Here is a 17,212-nt window from a genome sequence, read left to right as displayed (position 1 = left end):
AGGGCCCCCCAAGATGCCGTCAAGGACACTGGAAACCTGGCCCCACGGCACAATGGCGCTCGATACCGAGCGCACCCGCTTCACCCTCTGGGCGCCGGATGCACAGCACGTCAGCGTCGAACTCGAACACGGCGTGTCGCTGCCCATGCAGCCCCAGGCCAACGGCTGGTTCATGGTCGTCGGCCATTGTCCGCCCGGCACCCGCTACCGCTTCAACATCGATGACCGGATCCGCGTCCCCGACCCGGCGTCCCGGGCCCAGGATGGCGATATCGACGGCCCCAGCCTGGTGGTCGATCCCCGGGCCTATCGCTGGCAGCACCCGCATTGGCAAGGCCGGCCGTGGCACCAGGCGGTGATCTATGAGCTGCATGTGGGCGTGCTCGGCGGTTACCGCGAAGTGGAAAAACACCTGCCGCGCCTGGCCCAGCTGGGCATCACCGCCATCGAGCTGATGCCCCTGGCGGAGTTTCCCGGCGATCGCAACTGGGGCTACGACGGCGTCCTGCCTTATGCGCCGGAAGCCTCCTACGGCTCGCCCGACGACCTCAGGCACCTGATCGACTGCGCCCACGGCCTGAATCTCGCGGTGATGCTCGACGTGGTCTACAACCACTTCGGCCCCGACGGCAACTACCTGCACCACTACGCCAAGGCCTTCTTCAGGGAAGACCGGCACACCCCCTGGGGCGCGGCCATCGATTTTCGCCGCCAGCCCGTGCGCGACTTCTTTATCGACAATGCCCTGATGTGGCTGCTGGAGTACCGCTTCGACGGCCTGCGCCTGGACGCCGTGCATGCCATCGACGACCCGGGCTTCCTGCGTGAACTGGCGCAGCGGGTGCGCCAACGGATCGACCCGGCGCGGCATATCTGGCTGACCCTGGAAAACGAGCACAACCAGGCCAGCCTGCTGGGGCAGCACTTCGACGCGCAGTGGAACGACGACGGCCATAATGCCCTGCATGTGTTGCTCACCGGGGAAACCGAGGCCTATTACGCCGACTTCGCCGAACGCCCCACCGAGAAGCTGGCCCGCTGCCTGAGCCAGGGCTTCGCCTACCAGGGCCATGTCACTCGCCACGGCACCGCTCGCGGCGAACCCAGCGGCCATCTGCCGCCCAGTGCCTTCGTGCTGTTTTTGCAGAACCACGACCAGATCGGCAACCGGGCCTTCGGCGAGCGCCTGGTGCGCCTGGCCGAGCCGCAGGCGTTGCGGGCGGCCACGGTGCTGTTGCTGCTGTCGCCGATGATCCCGCTGCTGTTCATGGGCGACGAACTGGCGGCGCCGCAGCCCTTCCTGTTTTTCACCAGCCACCGCGGCGAACTGGCGGACGCGGTGCGCGAAGGCCGACGCGACGAATTCGCCGCCTTCAGCGCCTTCGCCGACCCGCACAAACGCGAGCGGATTCCCGATCCGAACGCGCCGGCCACCTTCCTCGCGTCGAGGCCGCAGGCGGACCCGGCCCAGGGCGAACAGACCCTGGCCCTGTATCGCCAACTGTTGCAACTGCGCCGCGAACACATCGTGCCCTACCTGCCCGGCGCCGAAGCCCTGGGCGCCGAGGTGCTGGCCGAGGGTGCGCTGTGTGCCCGCTGGCGCCTGGGCAATGGCCAGGAACTGCGGATCGACCTCAACCTGAGCCCGCACAACGTCGAGCAGCGGCCATCGAACGCCGCGCAGCGCCTGTTCGAATACCCGGCCGAGGCGTTCTGGCGGTTGCAGCAAGGCCATCTTGCCCCCTATAGCGCACTGGTCAGCCTCGGTGCGGGCGCCCCATTGCCAGACCTTGACGGAGAACGCCCATGAGCGACGCGCAACTGGAAATCCTCGCCAGCCGGGCTGGCCTGGCCGTCGACTGGATCGACGCCAACGGCCGCCCGCAACGGGTCGAGCCGCGGGTACTGCGAGCCGTGCTGGCCAGCCTCGGCCATCCGGCCGACAACGACCAGCAGATCGAAGCCAGCCTGCGCCAGCTGCTACAGGTGCAACAGAGCCGGCAACTGCCACCGCTGCTGACCGCCGATGCCGGCCAGGGCCTGGACCTGGGGCATTACTTCGCCCCGGACACGCCCTGTGAAATCCGCCTGGAGGACGGCAGCGTGCTCAACCTCAAGCTGGACGCCAACGCCATGCTGCCGGGCCTGGTCCCGGTGGGTTACCAGGAGGTGAACATCGCCGGCCAGCACTTCACCCTGGCCGTGGCGCCCGAGCGTTGCTACAGCGTCGCCGACGCCGTGGACCAGGCCACGCCCCGCGCCTGGGGCCTGAGCGTGCAGCTGTATTCGCTGCGGCGCAGCGGCGACGGCGGTTTTGGCGATACCCAGGCCCTGGAAGACCTGGTCCGCGTGGCCGGCGAACGGGGCGCCGAGGCCATGGCCATCAGTCCGTTGCATGCCATGTTCAGCAGCGACACCGGGCGCTACAGCCCCTACTCGCCGTCCAGCCGGTTGTTTCTCAACAGCCTGTACGCCGCGCCCGGGACCATTCTCGGCGAGCGCGCCTGGCGCAGCGCCATCGATGCCAGCGGCCTGGGGTCGCAACTGCAACAGCTGGAACAACAGCCGATGGTCGACTGGCCGGTGGCGGCCCAGGCCCGGCAGACAGTCCTGCGCGCGCTTTATGAAGGCTTCTGCCAGGGCGAGCATCCGTTGCATCAGGATTTCGCCAGTTTCCGCCACGCCAGCGGCGAAGCCCTGGAAAACCACTGCCGCTTCGAAGCCATCCAGGCCCAGCGCGCGGCCCGCGGCGAAAGCCTCGACTGGCGCGAATGGCCCGATGCCTGGCGTACCCCACGCAGCCCGGCGCTGGCACAGTTCGCCGAGGAGCACGCTGGCGACATCGGCTTCTATGCCTTCTGCCAATGGCTGATCGCCCGTTGCCTGGAGCGGGCGCAGACCACCGCCCGCAGCAGCGGCATGGGCATTGGCCTGATCGCCGACCTGGCGGTGGGCGCCGACGGCGGCGGCAGCCAGGCCTGGAGCCGCCAGGACGAATTGCTGGCGGCGCTGACCGTCGGCGCGCCGCCGGACATTCTCAATCGCCAGGGCCAGGGCTGGGGCATTTCCGCCTTCTCTCCGGAAGGTTTGGTGCGCAATGGCTTCCACGCCTTTATCGAAATGCTCCGGGCCAACTTCGCCCATGCCGGCGGCCTGCGCATCGACCATGTGATGGGCCTGCAGCGGTTGTGGGTGATCCCCCTCGGCGCCCCGCCCTGCGACGGCGCCTACCTGTATTACCCGGTGGACGACCTGCTGCGCCTGCTGACCCTTGAGTCGCACCGGCACCAGGCGATCGTCCTCGGCGAAGACCTCGGCACGGTGCCCGACGGCCTGCGGGAGAAACTCAGTGCGCGGGCCATGCTCGGCATGCGCGTGCTGCTGTTCGAGCAGGAGCATGGTACGCATTTCCGGCCGATCCTCGACTGGCCGGACAATGCCCTGGCGACTACCAGCACCCACGACCTGCCGACCCTCAACGGCTGGTGGCAGGGCCGCGACATCGACTGGAGCGCGCGCCTGGGCCTGGTGGACAAAAACGGCGAAACCCATTGGCGCGAACATCGCCAGCGTGAGCGCGAAGGCCTGCGCCACGCCCTGAGCCGCGACCCGCAGAATTTTCGCGAGGACACCCACGAAGCCGACCAGGTGGTGGACGCCAGCGTGCGCTTCCTCGGCCATACCCGCGCGCCGCTGGTACTGCTGCCCCTGGAGGACGCCCTGGGTATCGACGAACAGGCCAACCTGCCCGGCACCCTCGACAGCCATCCCAACTGGCGCCGACGCCTGGCCGGCAACAGCGCGACCTTGCTCGACGACCCGGACGCCGCACGCCGCCTGGAGCTGCTGGCCTGCGCCCGGTTGCAGGCCCACGAGCGCGACCGATGAGCAACGCCACGGTCCACAGCCAGCCCGTGCGGGCCACCCTGCGCCTGCAGTTTCATCGCGGCTTCGCCCTCGACGACGCGGTGCCGCTGGTGCCCTATTTCGCCCGCCTGGGCATCAGCCACCTGTATGCGTCGCCGCTGCTGTGCGCCCGTGCCGGCTCGATGCACGGCTACGACGTGGTCGACCCGACCCGGGTCAACCCCGAGCTGGGTGGCGAGGCCGCCCTGGAGCGCCTGGTCCGCAGCCTGCGCCAGCACGACATGGGCCTGCTGCTGGATATCGTCTCCAACCACATGGCGGTCGGCGGTGCGGACAATCCCTGGTGGCAGGACCTGCTGCGCTGGGGTCGCCTGAGCCCCTACGGCGAGTTCTTCGATATCCAGTGGCACTCCCCCGACCCCTTGATGGAAGGCCAGTTGCTGCTGCCGTTCCTCGGCAGCGACTACGGCGTGGCCCTGCAGGAAGGCGCGCTGCGGCTGTGCTTCGATGCCGAACGGGGCGAGTTCCATGTCGAGCACTACCAGCATCACTTCCCGATCTGCCCCAGCGACTACGGCGAGCTGCTGCGGGTCCAGGGCGAGTTCGACGCCGAGTCGGCCGAGCGCCTCAAGCCTCTGGCCGATACCTTCAGCACCCTGCGCTACCAGCCCGACGCCCACACCCAGGCCGCCCCCTTGCAACGGCAATTGCAGGACGCCGCCCATGACCCACGGGTCCGCGCGGCCATCGAGCAGCAGTTGGCGTTGTATGACGCGCGCCAGCCGCAGGGCTTCGCCCGCCTGCACGCCCTGCTGGAGCAACAGAGTTATCGCCTGGCCAGCTGGCGCACTGCGGCGGACGACATCAACTGGCGGCGCTTCTTCGACATCAACGAACTGGGCGGGCTGCGGGTCGAGCGCCCGGCGGTGTTCGAGGCCACCCACGGGAAAATCTTCCAGTTGATCGCCGCCGGCCTGGTGGACGGGCTGCGCATCGACCATATCGACGGCCTGGCCGATCCGCGCGGCTACTGCCGCAAACTGCGGCGCCGGATCGACGCCCTGCGCCCCGGCCAGCACCTGCCGATCTACGTGGAAAAGATCCTCGGCGCCGGCGAAACCCTGCGCCGCGACTGGTGCGTGGACGGCAGCACCGGCTATGAATTCATGAACCAGCTGTCGCTGCTGCAACACGACCCGCAAGGCGCCGAGCCGCTGGCCGAACTCTGGAGCCGGCACAGCGAACGCCCGGCGGCCTTTCTCGAAGAAGCCCGGCTGGCGCGCCAGCAGTTGCTCAACGGCTCGCTGGCCAGCGATTTCGAAAGCGTGGCCCAGGCCCTGCTGCAAGTGGCGCGCAACGACGTGATGAGCCGCGACCTGACCCTGGGCGCCATTCGCCGTGCCTTGCAGGAACTGATCGTGCATTTCCCGGTGTACCGCACCTACATCGGCGCCTGCGGGCGTTCGGCGGCGGACGAGGTGTTTTTCCAGCAGGCCCTGCAAGGCGCCCGCGACACCCTGGGCGAAGCCGACTGGCCGGTGCTGGCCTACCTGCAACAGTGGCTCGGCGGTCGCGGCTGGCGCCAGCTGCCACCGGGGCACCAGCGCAAGGTGCTCAAGCATGCCTGCGTGCGCTTCCAGCAACTGACCTCGCCGACGGCGGCCAAGGCAGTGGAAGACACCGCGCTCTATCGCTCGGCGGTGCTGCTGTCGCGCAACGACGTGGGGTTTTCCACCGAGCAGTTCTGCGCCCCGGTGCAAGCATTCCATGCCGCCTGCCGCGAGCGCCTGGCGACGTTCCCCGACAACCTGCTGGCCAGCGCCACCCACGACCACAAGCGCGGCGAAGATGCCCGCGCGCGCCTGGCGGTGCTCAGCGAACTCAGCCCCTGGTACGTCGAGCAGGTCGAACACTGGCGCAGCCTGGCCCAGGCCCTGCGCAGCGATCCCCAGGCGCCCGGCGCCGGCGATGAGCTGATTCTCTATCAGGCCCTGCTCGGCAGCTGGCCGCTGGAGCTGCACAGCGACGACAGCCCGGGCCTGCGGCACTACGCCCAGCGCCTCTGGCAATGGCAGGAAAAAGCCCTGCGCGAAGCCAAGCTGCACAGCAGTTGGGCGGCGGCCAACGAGGCCTATGAAAGTGCCGTGCACGCGTTCATCGAGCGGCTGTTGCTCAGCCCCGAGGGCCTGCCGTTGCGCAGCGCCATAGGCACGGCCGTCCAGCGCATCGCACCCGCCGGCGCCCTCAACGGCCTGGCTCAATCCTTGCTGCGCATGACCGTGCCCGGCGTGCCGGACCTGTATCAGGGCAACGAGTTCTGGGACTTCAGCCTGGTGGACCCGGACAACCGCCGCCCGGTGGACTTCGCCAGCCGACAGCAGGCTCTGGACCCCTGCGGCGAAACCATGGAACTGTTGGCCCACTGGCGCGACGGGCGCATCAAGCAGGCCCTGATCGCCACCGCGCTGGCCCGCCGTGGCGAGTACCCGGAGCTGTTTCGCCGGGGCACTTACCAGCCACTGCCGGTACAGGGCCGACACGCCGACAAGGTGCTGGCCTTCATGCGCGAACACCAGGGCCAGCGCGCCGTGGTGATAGTGCCCAGGCTGGTCGCCGGGCTGCTGGAAAGCGGCGCGCAACCCCGGGTCGACGCGCCGGATTGGGGCGATACGCGAGTGCATCTGCCATTCGCCGCGCCAGGACAAAACCTGAAGGGACTTTTTTCCACGGGGGCAGTCACACCCCACAAGGATCTGATGATCAGCAGCGCATTGCGGGATTTCCCGGTCAACCTCTTCATCCAAACTTGAGTTCAGTTCAGGAGCATTGCGATGAGTACCGACGACAAACGCATTCGTGAGTTCGCCTATCAAATCTGGGAATCGGAAGGCCGGCCCGACGGGCAGGAACACCGGCATTGGGAAATGGCTTGCAAGCTGGCCGAAGCCGAGGCCCTGGCCCCGAGCAAACCACCCAGGGCGACCCGCGCCGCCAGCGCCAAGCCTGGCAAGCCCGCGACAAGGCCCAAGGCTGTCGCCAAACCCGCGGCTGTGGCCCCCGTGGTATCTCCTGGAGAAAAGGTGCCTGCCGCAGAGAAAGGATTGCCGCCCGGGGGCAAAAGCAGCGCGGCGAAAAAGCCGCGAGCACCGCGCAAGCCCGCGGCCAGCTGACGACCTTTCGCCAAGGCGCTCGCGCTACCCTCCACTGCCGACCTTGCCCATGTGCGTGGCGCGCCCGTGCGCCACAGGGAGCCTGTTCGCCCATCTGATTTGCAGGAGCACCCATGACCCCGTCCAGATCCAAGACAGCCGCCACGCCGAAAACCCCGCAAGCCACCGAGCCCTCGCGCATCCGCGAAGGCCTGCCCTTCCCGCTCGGCGCGACCTGGGACGGCCTGGGAGTCAACTTCGCCCTGTTCTCGGCCAATGCCACCAAGGTCGAGCTGTGCCTGTTCGATGCCACGGGCGAAATCGAACTGGAACGCATCGAACTGCCGGAATACACCGACGAGATCTTCCACGGCTACCTGCCCGACGCCCATCCCGGGCTGATCTACGGCTACCGGGTGCACGGCCCCTACGACCCGGCCAACGGTCATCGCTTCAACCCCAACAAACTCTTGATCGACCCCTATGCCAAGCAACTGGTGGGCGAGCTGAAATGGTCCGAGGCGCTGTTCGGCTACACCATCGGGCACCCCGACGCCGACCTCAGTTTCGACGAGCGCGACAGTGCGCCCTTTGTGCCGAAGAGCAAAGTGATCGACCCGGCCCACACCTGGGGCCACGATCACCGGGTCAGCGTACCCTGGGACAAAACGATCATTTATGAGACTCACGTGCGCGGCTTCACCATGCGCCACCCCTCGGTGCCGGAGGCGGTACGCGGCACCTTCGCCGGGCTGATGATCGACGATGTGCTGGAGCACATCCGCAAGCTCGGGGTGTCCTCGGTGGAGCTGTTGCCGATCCATGCCTTCGTCAACGACCAGCACCTGCTGCACAAGGGCATGACCAATTACTGGGGCTACAACAGCATCGCCTTCTTCGCCCCCGACCCACGCTACCTGGCCAATGGCAAGATCGCCGAATTCAAGGAAATGGTCGCGCACCTGCACGAAGCCGGGCTCGAACTGATACTCGACGTGGTCTACAACCACACTGCCGAAGGCAACGAGCAAGGTCCGACCCTGTCCATGCGCGGCATCGACAATGCCTCCTACTACCGCCTGATGCCCGACGACAAACGCTTCTATATCAATGACTCCGGGACTGGCAACACCCTCGACCTGAGCCACCCCTGCGTGCTGCAGATGGTCACCGATTCGCTGCGCTACTGGGCCACGGAAATGCACGTGGACGGTTTCCGCTTCGACCTGGCGACCATTCTCGGGCGGTATCACGATGGCTTCGACGAACGCCACAGCTTCCTCGTGGCCTGCCGCCAGGACCCGGTGCTGCGCCAGGTGAAGCTGATCGCCGAGCCGTGGGACATCGGCCCCGGTGGTTATCAGGTGGGCGGGTTCCCACCGGGCTGGGTGGAATGGAACGACAAGTTCCGCGACACCGTGCGCGCCTTCTGGAAAGGCGACGACGGCCAGCTCGCCGACTTCGCCGCCCGCATGACCGCCTCCGGCGAGATGTTCAACCAGCGCGGCCGGCGGCCTTATACCTCTGTCAATTTCGTGACCGCCCACGACGGCTTTACCCTGCATGACCTGGTGTCGTACAACAACAAGCACAACGAAGCCAACGACGAGGACAACCAGGACGGCAGCAACCACAACCTGTCGTGGAACCACGGCGTCGAAGGCCCCACCGACGACCCGCAGATCAATGCGCTGCGCCTGCGCCAGATGCGCAATTTCTTCGCCACCCTGCTGCTGGCCCAAGGCACGCCGATGCTCGTCGCCGGCGACGAGTTCGCCCGCACCCAGCACGGCAACAACAATGCCTATTGCCAGGACAGCGAAATCGGCTGGGTCAACTGGGACCTGGACGAAGACGGCAAGTCGCTGCTGAAGTTCGTCAAGCGCCTGGTCAAGCTGCGCATGACCTATCCGATCCTGCGCCGCGGACGCTTCCTGGTGGGCAACTACAACGAGGACATCGGGGTCAAGGACGTCACCTGGCTCGCCCCGGACGCCAGCGAGATGACCATCGAGCAATGGCAGGACAGCCACGGCCGCTGCCTGGGCATGCTGCTCGACGGCCGCGCCCAGGAAACCGGGATACGCCGCCCCGGCGCCGACGCGACCCTGCTGCTGGTGGTCAACGCCCATCACGACATCGTCAACTTCTGCCTGCCGGAAGTGCCCGACGGCGGCTTCTGGACCTGCATGGTCGACACCAACCAACCCTCGGTGAAAGGCCAGGAGCGCTTCGAGTTCGGCCATCCGTACTCGGTGACCGGCCGTTCGTTGCTGCTGTTCGAGTTGCAGCGCGAGGGCGAGGACTGACTACGAAACGGATCCTGCAAGATTTGCAAATAACCTCGATTTGCTCCTTCTGAAGCCGGCCCCTTATAGTCCCCGCTCGCCCATATGGCGACCGGGTTTGGCGACCTGGAAAAGAAATTTTGGAAAAGCACCTCAGTGCCTTTAGCCTTCTGCGAAGCTATGCCTTCGCAAAAGCTCAATGGTGGCTGTGCGTGGGAGACCTTCGGGTCTGCCGGTTCTTTCCTTGAGTTTCACCGGTTCGCCAACCCGCGCACAGCTGCCACCCACATTTGTTTGGCGACGGATACCGGGCGGCTTCTTGAAAACAAGGAGAGTGACCCATGAACAAGCAATACATCCCCCTCACCGGCATCGACTGCACTATCCCCTGCCTGCTGATCGACAGAAACACCCCGCTCGACGTCCTCCACGCCAACAGCAGCACCCGCCTGCTCGCCGTCACCCAGTTGATGGAAAGCCTCGCACGGGTAGAACTGAAGGATGCCGACGGCGTGGACCTGCAGCACCTGGCCAACGCCAGCGCCATCCTGCTTCGCGACAGTTGCGACCTGATGGACGTGATGGGCTGGAAGGTTAGAGCTTAATCACAACCTCTGGGGAGAACTCGAAGTGCCCCTGTTTGCGGGGCACTTTCATTCAAGACGCGGGCGACATGAGATGTTGTTTAAGCGCGGTATTCAGTCTGGAATCAGGTCAGGCATCTGTCCGAAGAGGCTTCTCAACGCATACGTAATGCCTTTTTACTTCTCACCTGACCAATACCAAAGCGTATCGCCCCAGTTGGAGCCACTAAAGCTCGGCATGAGCTCACCCTGGTTGAAATAGCGTCGAGAGTTGGCTTTAGCGGGAGTGAACCAGTATCCCGCTACGCTGCAGGGCTGGCCGGCTTCAGGGCGTTTGGGCGTTTGGGCGTTTGGGCGTTTGGGCGTTTGGGCGTTTGGGTTGAGTCTCTTCCTGATCAAACCGCGCATACCAGAAAGCGGTACTGGCTTCATCGAAACCATCGCCATACGGCGAATAGGGATGTAATTGATCGGGGTTCGGAATGCGGATCCGTCTAATAACGTTGTTTACTGCCACATAAGCTGAGGGTGGACCATCGAGCTGTTGTCCGAGGCACGGATAGTCACCGGCCCGGACAATCAGACCGTTGCTGTAGTTAAGGACTCCAACATCGCCACGACCACTGAAGGCGTGACGGAGCGATGACTCGCCGCCTAGACGATCCACAAGATCCATATCTAAAACAGTGAACCAATTGACACCTTTAATGACATCAAGCAGCTCGATGGATGAAGCATGTGGCATGGAGTCGACTTCCAACCCCAGATATTGCTGAGCCAGTTGATACTCGGCAGGAAGGTAGCTGTGATAGTCATAGGGCAAAATGCTCGATAAACCACCGTATCCGTGCTGAGCGTTAACCTGATCACACAAATAAATTGCCCATGCCTCGAACCTGGAACGCCCGTCCGGTTCTTTCAGAATGCTCCATGGCATAACCAGCTTTATATAAGAACGCAGTTTGTCGCCGTGTATCTCAAAAGAATTCATAACAGAGAGAGAATATTCGCCAGCTTCAGCCTCATTACTTGCACTGCCCAGAAACAAACTGAATTCGTCATTGCCAGCACTTTTGGATATCGCTTGCTGAGCTTTTTTAAAATTGTCCGCCGTCAGTTTTTGATGGCGCCCGTAGACCAAGAGTTTGAGTCGGGACTTATGTTCCTCATAAAAACGACGGAAACACTCCAGGGTCTTTGCTTTGGTCTCGCTTGTGTAGCCTTGCTTGAAGTAAAGCGTGAGGATCAACCCCAAGCGTACGACAGGCTTACCGTCCGGTAGCTCGAAGGTCAAATCGGGGGCTTGTTGTTCTAGCTTTTCCAATGCGTTCATATGTTCTCGCATTTATCCAGCAATGGTTGTGGCGGTCACTGCTGTACCCCCATTGGCTTGTAGAACTCCCAACTCTACTTCTCACCTGACCAATACCAAAGCGTATCGCCCCAGTTGGAGCCACTAAAGCTCGGCATGATCTCACCCTGATTGAAATAGCGCCGAGAATTGGATTGAGCAGGGGTAAACCAATAACCTGATTTGCTGCAGGGCTTGCCTGATTCAATACGACTAACTTGAGGCGAGCTCAGCGCCTTAAAGCTTCTAGCATACTCAGTCAAGTCTTTTGGATAAACCATGTGATCAACTTGACTATCGTCAATATCATACAAAAAGGCTACCGCCGCGGCTTCAAAAGCCCAGTAGCCGACATAGCTGCCTTCGTCACCCTGTAAGTGAGAGTCATGCCAAGGCGCCTGCTCAAATCCAGAATACCAATCCTTACAATAATTCCTTAATAGTTCAGATGCTTCACTTCGGCTACTTGCATAAATTGCACGAATCAAAAGAGTGTATGAGTCATGGTACCACTGGTCCACATCCACTCTTTCTGGAAGGACTTTTCTAAGTAGATCCTCGTATAACGTATCGTCGCCTGCATAACCTGCTTGATCGATCAAGATTACAAAACGCTTCAATAAGTCCTTGCGGCGCAGCAAGATACAAAGAGAAATGACCTGAACGCATTCTTCATATTGGTAAGGCCAGTCATCAATTGCAAGAGGTGAAATATTGGTAACCCCCTCGTGCAAGGCCAGTGCCTGCTGCCACGTCTCATACCCTTCAATTACTTCTTCCAATAGCGGCAAAAGAGCATCTATTGGCTGGCCTGCGGTATAGGTAATAAATAATCTATCAAGAACCAAGCGTTGAAAATGCCTTGCTCTGAGGGACTTTTCTTCTTCGTCGGTTTCAGACTTGAAACGATTGGATTCGAAGAACCTGATTACCTCATCGGACTCCTTCAGAAAAATTTCATACTGACTATCACTTAGAAATTTTTGTCTTTTGGTCATTTGCTTTAAGTCTCAATTTTTAAGCATTTTCAATGCTCCATATTTTTTATTAGCGATTTCGTGAACTTATTGACAAATGACTTTCATTTCACTTTTGCCATCGTGAAGTGTTTCATGTTTGCGCGAGCACTTTAACTAGGGTTTTCGTCTAGTTTTATTTTTCGCCTGACCAATACCAAAGCGTATCGCCCCAGTTGGAGCCACTAAAGCTCGGCATGAGTTCACCCTGGTTGAAATAGCGTCGGGAATTGGATTGAGCTGGGGTAAACCAATAACCTGATTTACTGCAGGGCTTGCCTGATTCAATACGCCCCACGAGCCCCCCAGGTTGTGCCTTGTAGTTTCTAGCGTATTCAACCAAATCCCTTGGATAGACCATATGCTCGACTTCGCGATCATCGATCCCATATAGAAAAGCAACAGCAGCAGCTTCAAATGCCCAATAGCCAAAGTAGCTACCTTCTTCTCCATCTAGATGGCTGTCGTGCCACGGGGCCTGCTCGAACGCGGGGTACCACTCATTGCAGTACTGTTTCAAAAGTTGTGAAGCTTCGCTTTTATTTTCGCTATAAATCGCTCGAATCAGAGGGGTATAGACCGCGTGATACCACTCATCGACGTCATGACGGTCAGGCAGGCAGGGACGGAGCAGGTCTTCGTAAAGAGTATCTTCGCCCGCATAGCCAGCCTGATCAAAAAGCCTGACAAAGCGGGGGAGCAAGTCATTTCTGTGCAGCAATATGCATAAGCTGACAATTTGGGCGAATTCTTCGAATTGATAGGGATAGTCTTCGATGTTCAGAGGCGAAATGTTTGCGATGTTTTCGTAGGTTGCCAGGGTCGATTGATAATACTCATAACTGCTGATCACCTTCTCCAGTTGCGGCCTGAGGGAGTCGATGGCTTCGCCGGCGGTGTACTGAATAATCAGGGCGGCCAGTGTTGAACGCTGAATACGCCGTGCCTTGAGTACATTCTCCTGCTCAGGCGAGTCAGCTTCCATGGCATGGTTCTGCCAGTAACTTTCTTCTTCCGTAAAGTAGGCCAAGGTATCTTTATACTGATTTTCAGTAATGAAACGTTGTCTTCTTTCCATATTTAAGCCTCTGCCCTCAGCGACCGCTGTGCGCCATATTTGTTCGTCAGGCTCTTTTTGCGCTTATTGACGGCTTTTTTAACTTCACTCTCACCATAATGGAAGGCCGCATGCTTTTCATGCTTTCCATCCTGCCCCTTCAGTTGGGCCTCAGCATGTTCTTTAGGGCTCAAACTTGGGTGATAAAGTGGGGAGTAGAATAAGTGCCGACTATATGAACTCAAGACCGCCCTTGTATAGGCCTTGGAAACAGCTTTATCGATGTTTTCCTCGATCCACTCGGCGCTCATCTGTACCAGAATCGGTTTGGGAGGTCGTGCCTTCTGCTTCGAAGCTGATGGCTGCGCGGGAGCACCGCCGGCCTTTCCACTCTGCTTGGCCCGACCAGATTGTTTACCTCCCGTAGCCTGAGTCATCGGTTCTTCGATAGGCTCCAGAAGCTCGCTGGCATCCGTCAATCCCGATACGCCTAGGGTCGAAGTCACTGAAGGCTTGCGGGCATTGTTCGGCTTACGCAAAAATTTTGGAGCGTCCTCGTTTTTACTAGCCTTTGCTTCCACAACTGCAAATTTCTTACCTTCATTTGTAGCCGGATCAGCACGCCAAACCGAATCAATGCCTGTCCCGTTGGCCGGGTCGGTCAGTTTGTACAATACGTGAGCCGCTTTTGGGGTTCCACCCTTGGACAACTTGCCCAATTTGCTGGCGTTGGGCGTTCCTTCCAGCCATTTCCCGTCCACTCCTTTGTCATGCCCATCCCAGTCTTTTCCCCAACGAAATTCTTTGGCGCAGATGTAATCAGCAATATGTTCACCACTTACCCCGAGGCCTTCATTCGTAATACTGGCAAGAGCCTGCTGGCCCAAGCTTGACGCTTCGACTCTGTTTGAATGGGTGCTGCTTGCCCCATCTTTACCAGTACTGGCCACTGCGGAGTCTCTGTTTGCCGGCTTCTTCTTTTCAGCAGGACGACCGGTGCCTGAAGAGCTCGCTGAACTGTTGCGCTGCATGCCTTTCCATTTTTTCAATCGTTTCTCGACGACTCCAATCATGACAGGCATGTTGTCGCGCGATGCTGCAAGTACCGTGACTACCGTAGTTTTAGTCCAGTTGGGCAGACTCTTGAACGCGCTGGAATCTTTGACACCAGTGATGATTGAGTCAATTTGTGCTGTTAGTTTCCCTGCATTGAACATTTGTTCAAGCAATGCTTCAGGACTGGTTTTGACACCGCACTCTTCAAGCACAAAACGCAATAGATCGAATAACACCGGGGCAAATCGTTGTGGGTTGCGATTCACAATGCGCAAACTCTTTTTCAGTCCATCTCCAGCACCTGGTACCCATCCGACAATCGCCAGCAGCAAGTCAAACTGAGCATCTTCTTTCGCAGATTCGCTATCGGAGTTGTACAACATTACGCAGGATTCTACGGTGTCGTAGGTGTCAATGGCCTGTCCTAAAAAAGGCACCGCTCCCAACGCGATGCCCTTGGCCAGTTCGACAGCTGCCTCCTTGTATGCCTGACTATGATCGCCACTCCTTGAAACACTTGTGACTTTGCTCATACGAATCTCCCTGAAGCCTGCTCAATCAATGTCTGCAAATCCACTTGGCCAGGATCAAGTCCTAATTTGCGCAAGTCCTCGTTGATTTTGTCATCGGTGCTTTCAACGATTTTCACTGCTTGGGGATCATAAGGTCGTGGATCCTCCCCGTAGTAAACTTTGGCGGGACCTTTGGGAACATCTTCCAGACGTGCAAAACCATCTGCATCCAAAACACCTTCACGAGTAGAACCATCGGCAAACTCGACGCGATAGGACGCACCAGGAACAGGCTCGAGGTTTTTATAGTGCAGGTTCAGTTCGAGCCAGGTCGGATTGGCCTTGGCGCTTTCCATCAAGTTACCGGCACTGTCTACAGCGACTGCGCCGGGAATGAGCGGTAAGAGAGAAGCAATACCTGTCCCCACCCCCGGCGCCCCACCGGAATTGATCTTCACATCGGCCCCGCTGATGGTCACGCCGCCGCCATCGAGCTTCACAAAGCTGCCGCCAGCCTTGGCGGTCAGCTCCGAGCCGGCTTCGACCACGACCTTGGTCCCGGCCTTGTAGTGGATCTCCTGGCCGGCCTCGACGAATTGCGCGGTGCCGAGCTTGGCGTGCTGGGTGACGGCCACGGTGAGGTGGTCGTTGGCGCGGATTTCGCTCTTGCGGTCGAGGTGGGTGGTGCGGTGTTCTTCGGCCTTGAGTTCGGTGAGGCTGTTGGCTTCGACCGTGTCGTGGCGTTCGTTGCCGACGCGGATGCGCTGGTCGTGCTCGACGTTCTCGTCCCAGTCGCGCTGGGCGTGCAGGTAGATCTGTTCGGCGCCTTTCTTGTCTTCGATGCGCAGTTCGTTGTAGCCCTTGCCGCCCGGCGAGCTGAGGGTCTTGAAGGTGCTGCGGGTCTTGTGCGCCGGCAGGTCGTAGGGGACCACGTTTTCCTTGTGGTACAGGCAGCCGGTGACCAGGGGCTGGTCGGGATCGCCTTCGAGGAAGGTCACCAGCACTTCCATGCCGATCCGCGGGATGGCGATGCCGCCGTAGGCCTTGCCGGCCCAGCCGCTGGCGACGCGGACCCAGCAGGAGGTGTCGTCGTCGGCCTGGCCATCGCGGTCCCAGTGGAACTGCACCTTGATCCGCCCGTACTCATCGCAATGGATTTCTTCGCCCTTGGGCCCGGTGACCACGGCGGTCTGGCTGCCCAGGGACTTGGGCTTAGGGTGTTCCAGCGGCGGGCGGTAGTGGGCGTCCCAGGGCGTGGCGAGGAAGCGGTTGCGGTAGCCCTGGTGGAAGTCGTCCTTGTTACTGGTGACGTCGCTGGTGATGTTCTCGCCCAGCACCTGCGGTTGCTTGCCCTCGTGGATCACTTCCAGCAGCAGCCACAAGTCATTCCACTCGCTGCGCGGGTGGGCGGCCAGGGTCAGGAAGTGGCCGCTGGCCAGGCTCGGCTCGTCGCCATTGCCTTCGGCCAGCCGGTAGTCGCTGCGGTGGCGTTCCAGGGCGCGGGTCGCCCGTTGCTTGCCGCGGGCCTGCTGGGTGAACCGGCCGGGGTAGTCGTAGTCTTCCAGGTCCGGCATGGCCCCGGACTTGGCCGCGCCCTCGGGCAGCAGGCGCGGTTTCTCGAAGTCGTAGTCGCGGCGGCTGACGCGGCTGGTGCGGGTTTCCAGGCGCAGGTTGAAGCGCTTGATCACTGGCTGTTCGGCGGCCATGCCCGAATCCTGCTGGTAGTTCACCGCCGGCAGCTTGCGGAACACCGTCTGGTCGTCGCCGAACACCAGCGTGTGGCCGCTGGCCGAATGCTGGAAGTGGAAATGGATGCCTTCTTCTTCGCACAGGCGCTGGATGAAGTGCAGGTCGGATTCGTCGTACTGGGTGCAGTAGACGCGCTCCGGGTAGGTGGCGCCGAGCTGGAAACGGTAGGCGTCGGCGAGGATGCCGCGGGCCTCGAGGACCTGGGCGATGATCTTCGGCACGCTGAGGTGCTGGTAGATCTTCTGGTTGAAGCTGTGGCGCAGGTAGTTGAGCTGCGGGGTCAGGCTGATGCTGTAGCGGGTCAGCTTGCGCCCGGAATCGCCCTGGGCGATGCGGTACACCAGGCCATGGATCAGGCCTTTTCCAGTACTGCCAAAGGTCAGGCAGGCGGGTTTGTGCAGCAGTTCCTCGAGCTTGAGGTCGGGCCGTGCGCTGACCAGTTCGATATCGAAGCAGAAGGGTTGATTGAGGGCTTCGCGGCCAACGAAACCGAGGACCTGAAGGTCGACCGAGGCGCCTTCGATCGTCAGGGAAATATGGGTAGCGTTAGCATCCAGCATGCCGTGAAATCCATCCATTGAAT

At 61.0% G+C, this 17,212-nt stretch carries 10 protein-coding genes and 1 pseudogene; 6 read left to right on the top strand and 5 right to left on the bottom strand.

What is annotated here, in order from left to right; genetic code table 11:
• Positions 1-13 precede the first annotated feature (13 nt).
• From treZ to IF690_RS14275, 6 genes are all read left to right on the top strand, one after another.
• Positions 14-1,810 carry a malto-oligosyltrehalose trehalohydrolase gene (treZ, locus tag IF690_RS14300; RefSeq protein ID WP_202701157.1) on the top strand — a complete coding sequence of 599 codons (1,797 nt, stop codon included), beginning with the start codon at positions 14-16 and terminating at the stop codon, positions 1,808-1,810.
• On the top strand, positions 1,807-3,888 hold the full coding sequence (malQ, locus tag IF690_RS14295; protein WP_202701155.1) for a 4-alpha-glucanotransferase: 2,082 nt from the start codon (positions 1,807-1,809) through the stop codon (positions 3,886-3,888). Before treZ ends, malQ begins: the two co-directional genes overlap by 4 nt.
• On the top strand, positions 3,885-6,677 hold the full coding sequence (locus IF690_RS14290; RefSeq protein ID WP_202701153.1) for a malto-oligosyltrehalose synthase: 2,793 nt from the start codon (positions 3,885-3,887) through the stop codon (positions 6,675-6,677). The genes malQ and IF690_RS14290 overlap by 4 nt, the downstream gene beginning before the upstream one ends.
• Positions 6,678-6,698: 21 nt before the next feature.
• Positions 6,699-7,037 (top strand): DUF2934 domain-containing protein, encoded by a 339-nt coding sequence (locus IF690_RS14285; RefSeq protein ID WP_202701151.1) that lies wholly within the window; start codon positions 6,699-6,701, stop codon positions 7,035-7,037.
• Positions 7,038-7,150: 113 nt separating this feature from the next.
• Positions 7,151-9,325 (top strand): glycogen debranching protein GlgX, encoded by a 2,175-nt coding sequence (gene glgX / locus IF690_RS14280; RefSeq protein ID WP_202701149.1) that lies wholly within the window; start codon positions 7,151-7,153, stop codon positions 9,323-9,325.
• 320 nt (positions 9,326-9,645) lie between these two features.
• Complete coding sequence (locus IF690_RS14275; protein ID WP_202701147.1) at positions 9,646-9,909, top strand: short-chain dehydrogenase; 264 nt, start codon at positions 9,646-9,648, stop codon at positions 9,907-9,909.
• Between the two features lie 156 nt (positions 9,910-10,065).
• Here IF690_RS14275 and IF690_RS14270 read toward each other — a convergent pair.
• From IF690_RS14270 to IF690_RS14250, 5 genes and pseudogenes are all read right to left on the bottom strand, one after another.
• Positions 10,066-11,221 (bottom strand): annotated as a pseudogene (locus tag IF690_RS14270) (type VI immunity family protein).
• 74 nt (positions 11,222-11,295) lie between these two features.
• Positions 11,296-12,237 carry a PoNe immunity protein domain-containing protein gene (locus IF690_RS14265; protein ID WP_202701145.1) on the bottom strand — a complete coding sequence of 314 codons (942 nt, stop codon included), beginning with the start codon at positions 12,235-12,237 and terminating at the stop codon, positions 11,296-11,298.
• A gap of 154 nt (positions 12,238-12,391) precedes the next feature.
• Positions 12,392-13,333, bottom strand: coding sequence for a PoNe immunity protein domain-containing protein (locus IF690_RS14260; protein WP_202701143.1), 942 nt, complete (start codon positions 13,331-13,333; stop codon positions 12,392-12,394).
• Between the two features lie 2 nt (positions 13,334-13,335).
• Positions 13,336-14,901: a hypothetical protein gene (locus IF690_RS14255; protein WP_202701141.1), complete on the bottom strand. Its 1,566-nt coding sequence runs from the start codon at positions 14,899-14,901 to the stop codon at positions 13,336-13,338.
• Positions 14,898-17,189, bottom strand: a complete 2,292-nt coding sequence (locus IF690_RS14250; RefSeq protein WP_202701139.1) for a type VI secretion system Vgr family protein — start codon at positions 17,187-17,189, stop codon at positions 14,898-14,900. Before IF690_RS14250 ends, IF690_RS14255 begins: the two co-directional genes overlap by 4 nt.
• Between the last annotated feature and the right edge of the window lie 23 nt (positions 17,190-17,212).

Source organism: Pseudomonas sp. SK3(2021), assembly GCF_016772375.1.
GTDB lineage: Bacteria > Pseudomonadota > Gammaproteobacteria > Pseudomonadales > Pseudomonadaceae > Aquipseudomonas > Aquipseudomonas chlororaphis_I.
The sequence above is the reverse complement of the archived record's forward strand: the minus strand, read 5'-3'. Positions and strand labels throughout refer to the sequence as shown.

Coding starts and splice junctions, on each gene's coding strand:
- treZ (WP_202701157.1), top strand. CDS start 14: ATGCCGTCAAGGACACTGGAAACCTGGCCCCACGGCACAATGGCGCTC.
- malQ (WP_202701155.1), top strand. CDS start 1,807: ATGAGCGACGCGCAACTGGAAATCCTCGCCAGCCGGGCTGGCCTGGCC.
- IF690_RS14290 (WP_202701153.1), top strand. CDS start 3,885: ATGAGCAACGCCACGGTCCACAGCCAGCCCGTGCGGGCCACCCTGCGC.
- IF690_RS14285 (WP_202701151.1), top strand. CDS start 6,699: ATGAGTACCGACGACAAACGCATTCGTGAGTTCGCCTATCAAATCTGG.
- glgX (WP_202701149.1), top strand. CDS start 7,151: ATGACCCCGTCCAGATCCAAGACAGCCGCCACGCCGAAAACCCCGCAA.
- IF690_RS14275 (WP_202701147.1), top strand. CDS start 9,646: ATGAACAAGCAATACATCCCCCTCACCGGCATCGACTGCACTATCCCC.
- IF690_RS14265 (WP_202701145.1), bottom strand. CDS start 12,237: ATGACCAAAAGACAAAAATTTCTAAGTGATAGTCAGTATGAAATTTTT.
- IF690_RS14260 (WP_202701143.1), bottom strand. CDS start 13,333: ATGGAAAGAAGACAACGTTTCATTACTGAAAATCAGTATAAAGATACC.
- IF690_RS14255 (WP_202701141.1), bottom strand. CDS start 14,901: ATGAGCAAAGTCACAAGTGTTTCAAGGAGTGGCGATCATAGTCAGGCA.
- IF690_RS14250 (WP_202701139.1), bottom strand. CDS start 17,189: ATGCTGGATGCTAACGCTACCCATATTTCCCTGACGATCGAAGGCGCC.